This is a genomic window from Synechocystis salina LEGE 00031 (assembly GCF_015207985.1).
GTDB classification, from domain to species: domain Bacteria; phylum Cyanobacteriota; class Cyanobacteriia; order Cyanobacteriales; family Microcystaceae; genus Synechocystis; species Synechocystis salina.
Window position 1 is genome coordinate 1 of record NZ_JADEVV010000090.1, and the last position, 7299, is coordinate 7299.

Sequence of the window (7299 nt, forward strand, 5' to 3'; positions counted from 1 at the left end):
CAAAAATTGGTTAAAAGTATTTTCATTTACCCATGTTTTAGATGAGTTGACCAAGCTTTTTAATAAAGTTAATGAGCTAGATCGATTAAGATATTTGGTCAATTCATGGGACATATTCTGCCATTCATCTGCCTAGATTGATGGAAGAGGGATAGAGGGAAACCAAGACCTTGAAACAGAAAAACTCCCACCCCGAAGGGCAGGAGCCGTGTAAAAAGATCACTAAATGGGTTAGAGGGAATTAGCCCCAGCTACCACCTCCAACAATTCCTGGGTAATGGCCGCCTGACGAGCCTTGTTATAGGACAGGGTCAAACTGCCAATTAACTGTCCAGCATTGTCACTGGCATTACTCATGGCCGTCATCCGAGCCGCCAACTCACTGGCCGCCGATTCCTGCAGAGCCCGCAGTAATTGGTTGGTATTGTAAAGAGGCAACAAAGCCTCGAGAATTTGCACCGGATCCTGCTCAAAAATCATATCCTGGGGAAAACTCTCCACCGGAGATTCTAGTTTTTCCCTTTCCACCTGGAATTTACCGCCCCTGGTAATCAGCCGGAAAATTTCATCATCGGGGGCTTCCAATCCCTGGGGAGAGAGGGGAAACAGGGTTTGGACCACAGGTTGGGAGCTAATCAAAGAAACAAACCGAGTGTAAATCAACTCCACCCGATCCACTGCCTCGGAAACAAACAAAGCCACCAGAGAATCGGCAATTTGAGCCGCTTCGGAAGCGTTGGGAATTTGTTCTAAGTTGGCGTAGCTGGCGGCCACAGCGTAATCCCGCCGGCCGAAATATTGTTTGGCCTTACTGCCCACCAACACTAGTTTGACTGCAATGCCTTGGCTTTTTAATTCCTTGGCCCGTTGCTCTGCCCGCTTAATGGCGTTGACGTTATAACCACCGCACAACCCCCGATCGCCAGTGACCACCAGGAGGGCCACCGCTTTAGGTTCCCGCTGTTCAAATAAGGGTAATTCTGTTTCTGCAAAGGAAAGACGGTTTTGCAGATTGTATAGCACCTGGGCGAGGGCATCGGCAAAGGGCCTGGTGGAAAGTACTTGTTCCTGGGCTCGACGTACTTTGGCGGCCGCCACTAGGCGCATGGCTTCAGTAATTTTTTTGGTATTTTTGACCGACTGAATCCGGTCACGAATCGCTTTGAGGTTAGGCATAGGACGTTACACCCGTTAAATTTATCTTTTTAATTGTTCTGGAGCCTAAATGTGGATCCCTAAAATCAGGGGTCGGGAAAAGTCGAGCTCGGCCCAGACCCTTCCCCCCAACTCACCGACTTGGGCATTGATTAGGCGGCAAAACCTTGGGTGAATTCTTTAATCCCTTCTTTCAACAAAGTTTCCGCTTCTTCGGTGAGAGCCTTTTGGCTACCGATAATTTCCACGTACTTGGCTTTGTTGGCCTTGAGGTAATCCCGCAGACCTTGGGCAAATTCCGTCACTTTTTCCACGGGGATGGTGTCAATGTAACCATTCAAACCAGCGTAGCTGATGGCCACCTGTTCCCACACGGACAAGGGAGAATTTTCCGGCTGTTTCAGCAGTTGGCGTAACCGTTGACCCCGGGCCAATTGGGCTTGGGTGGCGGCATCCAAATCAGAAGCAAATTGGGAAAAGGCTTCTAGTTCAGCAAACTGGGCCAATTCTAGTTTCAATTTACCAGCCACTTTTTTCATGGCTTTGGTTTGGGCGGCGGAACCTACCCGACTTACCGAAATACCAGCATTAATGGCAGGACGGAAACCAGCGTTGAACAGGTCGGTGGAAAGGAAAATTTGACCGTCGGTAATGGAAATTACGTTGGTGGGAATATAAGCAGATACGTCCCCGGCTTGGGTTTCAATCACGGGCAGGGCGGTCATGCTGCCACCACCCAGGGCATCACTCAATTTAGCGGCCCGCTCCAACAAACGGGAGTGGATGTAGAAAACGTCACCGGGGTAAGCTTCCCGACCGGGGGGACGACGCATCAACAGGGACATTTGCCGGTAAGCCTGGGCTTGTTTGGTCAAATCGTCATAGATTACCAAGGTGCTTTTGCCTTGATACATGAAGTGTTCCGCCAAGGTGGCACCGGTGTAGGGGGCCAAATATTGCAAAGTGGCGGGGTCGTTGGCATTAGCGGCTACCACAATGGTGTAATCCATGGCCCCTTTGTCGGTCAGGGTATCGATGATTTGGGCTACGGTGGAAGCCTTTTGACCAATCGCCACGTAAACGCAAACCACGTCTTCGGACTTCTGGTTAATGATGGTGTCAATGGCGATCGCCGTTTTACCGGTTTTACGGTCCCCAATGATCAATTCCCGCTGACCCCGACCAATGGGAATCATGGCGTCGATGGCGGTAATGCCGGTTTGCATGGGCTCACAAACGGATTTCCGTTCAATAATCCCAGGGGCCGGAGATTCCAACAAACGGGTAGCAGAGGAAGTAATGGGACCCTTACCGTCGATGGGACGACCGAGGGAATCCACAACCCGACCCACCATGGCATCCCCTACGGGAATTTGGGCAATCTGGCCGGTGGTTTTAACGGTACTGCCTTCTTGAATATTGATGCCATCTCCCATTAACACTGCACCGACGTTATCTTCTTCCAGGTTGAGGGCAATACCAATGGTGCCGTCTTCAAACTCCAGTAACTCCTGGGACATTACCTGTTCCAGACCATAAATCCGGGCGGTACCATCCCCTACTTGAAGCACCGTGCCCACATTGGACACCTGCACACTCTGATCATAGGACTCGATTTGCTGGCGGATGATACTGCTAATCTCGTCGGGTCTAATGCTTACCATAGTCTTAATTTTCCGTTGAAAAAGTGAATATAAAGCGTCGCTGGGCGACGGAAATTAACTAGCTAGAGGGTGGTCCCGAGACTCAGACCAACCCGGCGGAGTTGACCTCGTAAACTGGAATCGAACACCTGGGAACCGACTTTGATGACAATGCCCCCCAGAATATCTCCATCGATTTTGGTTACCAATTCCACCGACTGGGCCCCGGTAAGTTGTTTAACTTTCTCTTTCACCTGATCCTTTTGGGCATCGGTGAGCTTGAGGGCGGAGGTCACTTCGGCTAACACCGTATTGGTGAACTGTCGAAACAGGACCAGGTATTGCTCGCAAATGGCTTCGAGGAAAATGATCCGGCGTTTATCCACCAACAACATCAAGAAGTTGATCAGGTAGCCATTGCCCCCTTCTCCCATCACAGAACGCAGCACAGATTTTTTATCTTCGTCCTTGACCACCGGGCTAGAAAGGGCGGCGGCTAAATCCAGAGATTCCTTCAGTAGAGCCAAAATGGAGCGCAGGTCTTCACCAAAAGCCTCCGTAAGGTTTTGCTGTTGGGCCAGTCCCATCAATGCCTGGGCATAGGGTTCAGCGATTTTACTGCTGTACATAGAACTTTTCATTAACGACCTCCCAATTGGGCAATACTGCGTTCGATTAACCGATCCTGGGTATCCTCATTGAGGCGATCGCGCAGGTCAGCTTCGGCCTTGGCCACTGCCTGTTCAGCGATGCGGCGCTTTAATTCCGCAATGACCCGGTCCTGCTCGGCACCCAAATCCTGAGCCGCTGTTTCTTGCATCCGGCGTAGGTCGGTTTCCGTCTGGGCTGCAATTTCTTGTTTAGCCACCTCTGCCCTTTGACCCGCGTCCTGGACAATGCGGGCGGCCTCGACCTTAGCTTGGGCCAATTTTTTCTCTTCCTCCGCTAAAATCTGGGCAGATTTGCGTTGGCGAGTTTCAGCCTCTTCAATGGCATCGGCAATTTTTTGACGGCGATCGCCAAGGATTTTACCCAAGGTTTTCGGCGCATAGTAAATAATAATTCCCAGCAAAATGGCCAGGTTAAAGAGGTTGGCTTCCAAAAAATCTAAATTGATTCCGAACCCCCCTTCCCCCGCCGCATGGGCTTCGGCCGCTAGGATGAACAAGGTATTAAGCATAATGGCAACTAAGTCTATAGGGCACTTATTTAATCAATTCAGGGCCTAACAATTTGTGCAAAATCTGATCACTCAGGCCCGCCACCTCCTGTTCCAAAGAACTCAGAGCCGACTGCCGTTGGGCCTCGATTTCCTGCGCCGCCGTTTCCTTTTGTCGTTGGGATTCCCGTTGGGCCTCCGCAATCTTTTCCGCCGCCAAACGCCTAGCTTCCGCTTGGGCATCAGCGATCACAGCCTGGGACTGCCGACGGGCATCGGTAATCTGTTGCTCATACTCCTGGGTAATCGCCTTGGCCCTGGCTAACCGCTCCCGGGCATCCTCTTCATTGGTGCGAATGTAATCAGCCCGTTCATCCAAAACCTTATTCATCGGCTTGTAGAAAATGGCATTGAGCAGGAACGCGAGAACCACGAACTGCAATGCCATCAGGGGCAGGGTGGCATCAAAATCAAACATTGTTTTACAAAAACTAGGTCAGGGATTAGCGGAATAATCCCCACAAACCCAACGAATAGCGGATTGGCGGGGTGAGGAGACGCGATCAACTCACGTCTCGGGCTACGAATCCGTCCTTACGCGAAGGGGTTGGCGAACAACAATACGAGGGCGATAACCAGACCGTAAATTGTCAAGGATTCCATGAATGCCAGGGTCAACAGCAAAGTACCCCGAATTTTTCCTTCAGCTTCGGGTTGGCGAGCAATACCGGACACGGCTTGGCCAGAAGCATTACCTTGACCAATACCAGGACCGATCGCTCCTAAACCAACAGCAAGGGCAGCGGCAATGACAGAAGCGGCAGCAACGGTAGAATCCATAATTTTTTTCCTTTTAGCTAACAAAACGACAGTAAAGTTTAGGATTTTCGGAGTAAATTTCCACCAGATTAAAAATAGACCTGGGGAAACGGACAACTCCTGGGGTGAGCATGGGCCCAGGCAAGCATAGGGCAGGGCAGGTCAACCGCAAGGGGTCAAACCACCATGGCCGTAGAGATCTTACACCGGAGGGCTAATGCTCCTCACCTTCAGACTCGATCGCCTCATGGATATAGGCTCCGGCTAAAGTGGCAAACACCAAGGCCTGGATCGCACTGGTGAATAAACCCAATGCCATCAGGGGTAAAGGTACAAGTAAAGGCACAAGCAGTACAAGCACTGCCACCACCAACTCGTCCGCAAGGATGTTACCAAATAAACGGAAGCTCAGGGAAAGGGGCTTAGTGAAGTCTTCTAAAATCTTGATGGGTAAAAGAACGGGAATGGGTTGCACATAGTTGGCGAAATACCCCAACCCCTTCTTCCTGAGACCTGCATAGAAGTAGGCCAAGGAGGTAAGCAACGCCAGGGCAACAGTTGTATTGATATCGTTGGTGGGGGCCGCCAATTCTGCTCCATCGGGGATGTGAATTAGCTTCCAGGGTAATAGAGCCCCGGACCAGTTAGATACAAAAATAAACAGAAACAATGTGCCGATAAACGGTAGCCAAGGGCGGTATTCCTTTTCCCCCAGTTGGTTCCGTGCCAGATCCCGGAGGAACTCCAGCACATATTCCATGAGGTTTTGGATGCCGCTGGGAACCCGTTGCACATTTCGCGTAGCCGCGAGGGAAGCAATTACCAGCAATAAAATGACAAACCAAGAGGTTGCAAATGTTTGCCCGTGTAATTTGAGGTTCCCAATTTCCCAATACCACTGCTGACCCACTTCCAGGGCAGCTAGAGGAAACAAATTTAAAACACTCAAACCAGCTAACATTGTTATTCGGTGAGATTGACGGGGTAAAGAGGAAAGCTGTTGGCACTCAACAAACCTTAGCAACCAGGAAAGGCTCCCTTGCATAAACTAGGAGATACTACCCTGGGACTAAGCTAGTCCATAGCCCAGACCTTTCTTCAACCTCTCATCATCTAATCCGCTGTGGGCGTAAACACGCTTTGCAGCATATAGAAAATGATCGCAGCTTTATAGGTTAGGAATCCCAGAAAAATAGGTAAAACCTCGAGGCTTTCCCTTTGGGTGGCGATGATGATCAGCCCAACAAAAACTGCTAAACCTTTCACCCCAGCCCGCCCAGACTGGGTTCCGATCCTTTCCACATCTTTTGCCAATAGCTTGAGATATATCAGTCCCACCAGTGCTCCGAGCAAATAATTTAAAGCTATATTGAGGGAATAGGCCCAGACAACACAGACAAAAATTATCGCCGTAGCCACCAGGGTCCAGGTCAACAACTGCCGTTGCAACCGGTAAAAGTCAGCCATTCCGTTATCCACTACCGTTTCCGCTTCCATAAGCTTCGGGGCAGGAGCACTGGGGAAATTTTGACCCTCGGACGATGGAGTTGGCGGTGTCACACTCTGACTACTAGCAAGGTGAGAAATGGAGTTTGGGCAATGGTCTTCCTTGGTAATCAAGGACCACCTACCCTAAGCCAGAAGCGATCATATCACGCTGTCGCAACCGATTCTTAGTTTTTTGTTTTTTGTCTAGACCCCCAGCAAGGACGGCAATCCCCCTGGCGATCGCCGCAGAAAATTGCCAAGATCACCTAGGTAGCTGATTCTGGCCGTTGTCCGAGGCCCGCCAGTTACCCCATCCTGTGTAGCATTTTTCCCCAGCGGCCATGGTTCTTCCCCCCAATTCTCCCCAGCCCGAGGTCAACGAAGCCAAAAACCTGGACGAAATTGACCAGGAAATTATTACCCATCCCAATCACCCCCTAGCTCCGTCCGACCAAGCAGAGCAAACTTGGCCAATTCATACATGGTGGCAAAACACCCGTCAGCATCTGCAAAACCTCCTGCCCCTGGAATATTGGAAAAAAAAGCTCCTAGACCGCCTTTGGGTGGATGAAGCCGAAATTGCCGACATCTTGGCCCAATTGCGTCAGGAACTACCCACCACGGAAGCCTTGCTTATTGGCAAACCTCAATCCGGGAAAAGCTCTTTGGTAAGGGGATTAACCGGGGCCTCCGCTGCCATAGTCGGCCAAGGTTTCCAGCCCCACACCCAAAACACCGCCCGCTATGCCTACCCTTCGCCAGAGCTTCCCCTGTTAATTTTCACCGACACCGTTGGTTTGGGGGATTTGGGCCACGACACCCAATCTTTAATTGAAGAGCTCAAGACCGAACTGGCCGACCCGCAGGAGGTTAATCCAGCGGCGAAAATTTTACTGCTTACTGTCAAAATTACCGATTTTGCCACCGACACCCTCCGGCAAATTATTGAGGATTTAAAAACCGCCTATCCCCAAATTCCCTGCCTGTTGGTGGTGACCTGTCTCCATGAAATTTACCCCCACCCCAGCGACTGTC

9 protein-coding genes are annotated in these 7299 nt (G+C 50.6%); 1 reads left to right on the forward strand and 8 read right to left on the reverse strand.

Going from position 1 to position 7299, the window contains the following annotated elements; translation table 11 throughout:
• Positions 1 to 231: 231 nt before the first annotated feature.
• The 8 genes from IQ217_RS18330 to IQ217_RS18365 all read right to left on the reverse strand — a co-directional run bounded on the left by IQ217_RS18330 (position 232) and on the right by IQ217_RS18365 (position 6396).
• Positions 232 to 1176 carry a F0F1 ATP synthase subunit gamma gene (locus IQ217_RS18330; protein WP_190598594.1) on the reverse strand — a complete coding sequence of 315 codons (945 nt, stop codon included), beginning with the start codon at positions 1174 to 1176 and terminating at the stop codon, positions 232 to 234.
• 131 nt (positions 1177 to 1307) lie between these two features.
• Positions 1308 to 2819 (reverse strand): F0F1 ATP synthase subunit alpha, encoded by a 1512-nt coding sequence (gene atpA / locus IQ217_RS18335; protein WP_190598593.1) that lies wholly within the window; start codon positions 2817 to 2819, stop codon positions 1308 to 1310.
• Between the two features lie 62 nt (positions 2820 to 2881).
• Positions 2882 to 3439, reverse strand: coding sequence for an ATP synthase F1 subunit delta (gene atpH, locus IQ217_RS18340; RefSeq protein WP_194021338.1), 558 nt, complete (start codon positions 3437 to 3439; stop codon positions 2882 to 2884).
• Complete coding sequence (locus IQ217_RS18345; protein ID WP_194021340.1) at positions 3439 to 3978, reverse strand: F0F1 ATP synthase subunit B; 540 nt, start codon at positions 3976 to 3978, stop codon at positions 3439 to 3441. Before IQ217_RS18345 ends, atpH begins: the two co-directional genes overlap by 1 nt.
• A 25-nt stretch (positions 3979 to 4003) precedes the next feature.
• The gene (locus tag IQ217_RS18350) at positions 4004 to 4435 is read right to left on the reverse strand and encodes a F0F1 ATP synthase subunit B' (RefSeq protein WP_194021342.1); all 432 of its coding nucleotides are present in this window, start codon (positions 4433 to 4435) and stop codon (positions 4004 to 4006) included.
• Between the two features lie 116 nt (positions 4436 to 4551).
• Positions 4552 to 4797: an ATP synthase F0 subunit C gene (atpE, locus tag IQ217_RS18355; protein WP_010871369.1), complete on the reverse strand. Its 246-nt coding sequence runs from the start codon at positions 4795 to 4797 to the stop codon at positions 4552 to 4554.
• Positions 4798 to 4990: 193 nt separating this feature from the next.
• Positions 4991 to 5821, reverse strand: a complete 831-nt coding sequence (atpB, locus tag IQ217_RS18360) for a F0F1 ATP synthase subunit A (protein WP_199309721.1) — start codon at positions 5819 to 5821, stop codon at positions 4991 to 4993.
• 68 nt (positions 5822 to 5889) lie between these two features.
• A complete protein-coding gene (locus IQ217_RS18365; protein ID WP_199309720.1) occupies positions 5890 to 6396 on the reverse strand; it encodes an ATP synthase subunit I in 507 nt (168 codons plus the stop codon).
• Between the two features lie 209 nt (positions 6397 to 6605).
• Between IQ217_RS18365 and IQ217_RS18370 the strand changes: the two genes are divergently transcribed.
• Positions 6606 to 7299 (forward strand): GTPase family protein (locus IQ217_RS18370; RefSeq protein ID WP_228025795.1); only part of this gene is annotated, 694 nt, incomplete at its 3' end.

Bases quoted from the DNA above. Each gene is read 5' to 3' on its own strand.
- IQ217_RS18345 (WP_194021340.1), bottom strand. From the start codon at position 3,978: ATGCTTAATACCTTGTTCATCCTAGCGGCCGAAGCCCATGCGGCGGGG.
- atpE (WP_010871369.1), bottom strand. From the start codon at position 4,797: ATGGATTCTACCGTTGCTGCCGCTTCTGTCATTGCCGCTGCCCTTGCT.
- IQ217_RS18350 (WP_194021342.1), bottom strand. From the start codon at position 4,435: ATGTTTGATTTTGATGCCACCCTGCCCCTGATGGCATTGCAGTTCGTG.
- IQ217_RS18330 (WP_190598594.1), bottom strand. From the start codon at position 1,176: ATGCCTAACCTCAAAGCGATTCGTGACCGGATTCAGTCGGTCAAAAAT.
- atpA (WP_190598593.1), bottom strand. From the start codon at position 2,819: ATGGTAAGCATTAGACCCGACGAGATTAGCAGTATCATCCGCCAGCAA.
- atpB (WP_199309721.1), bottom strand. From the start codon at position 5,821: ATGCAAGGGAGCCTTTCCTGGTTGCTAAGGTTTGTTGAGTGCCAACAG.
- atpH (WP_194021338.1), bottom strand. From the start codon at position 3,439: ATGAAAAGTTCTATGTACAGCAGTAAAATCGCTGAACCCTATGCCCAG.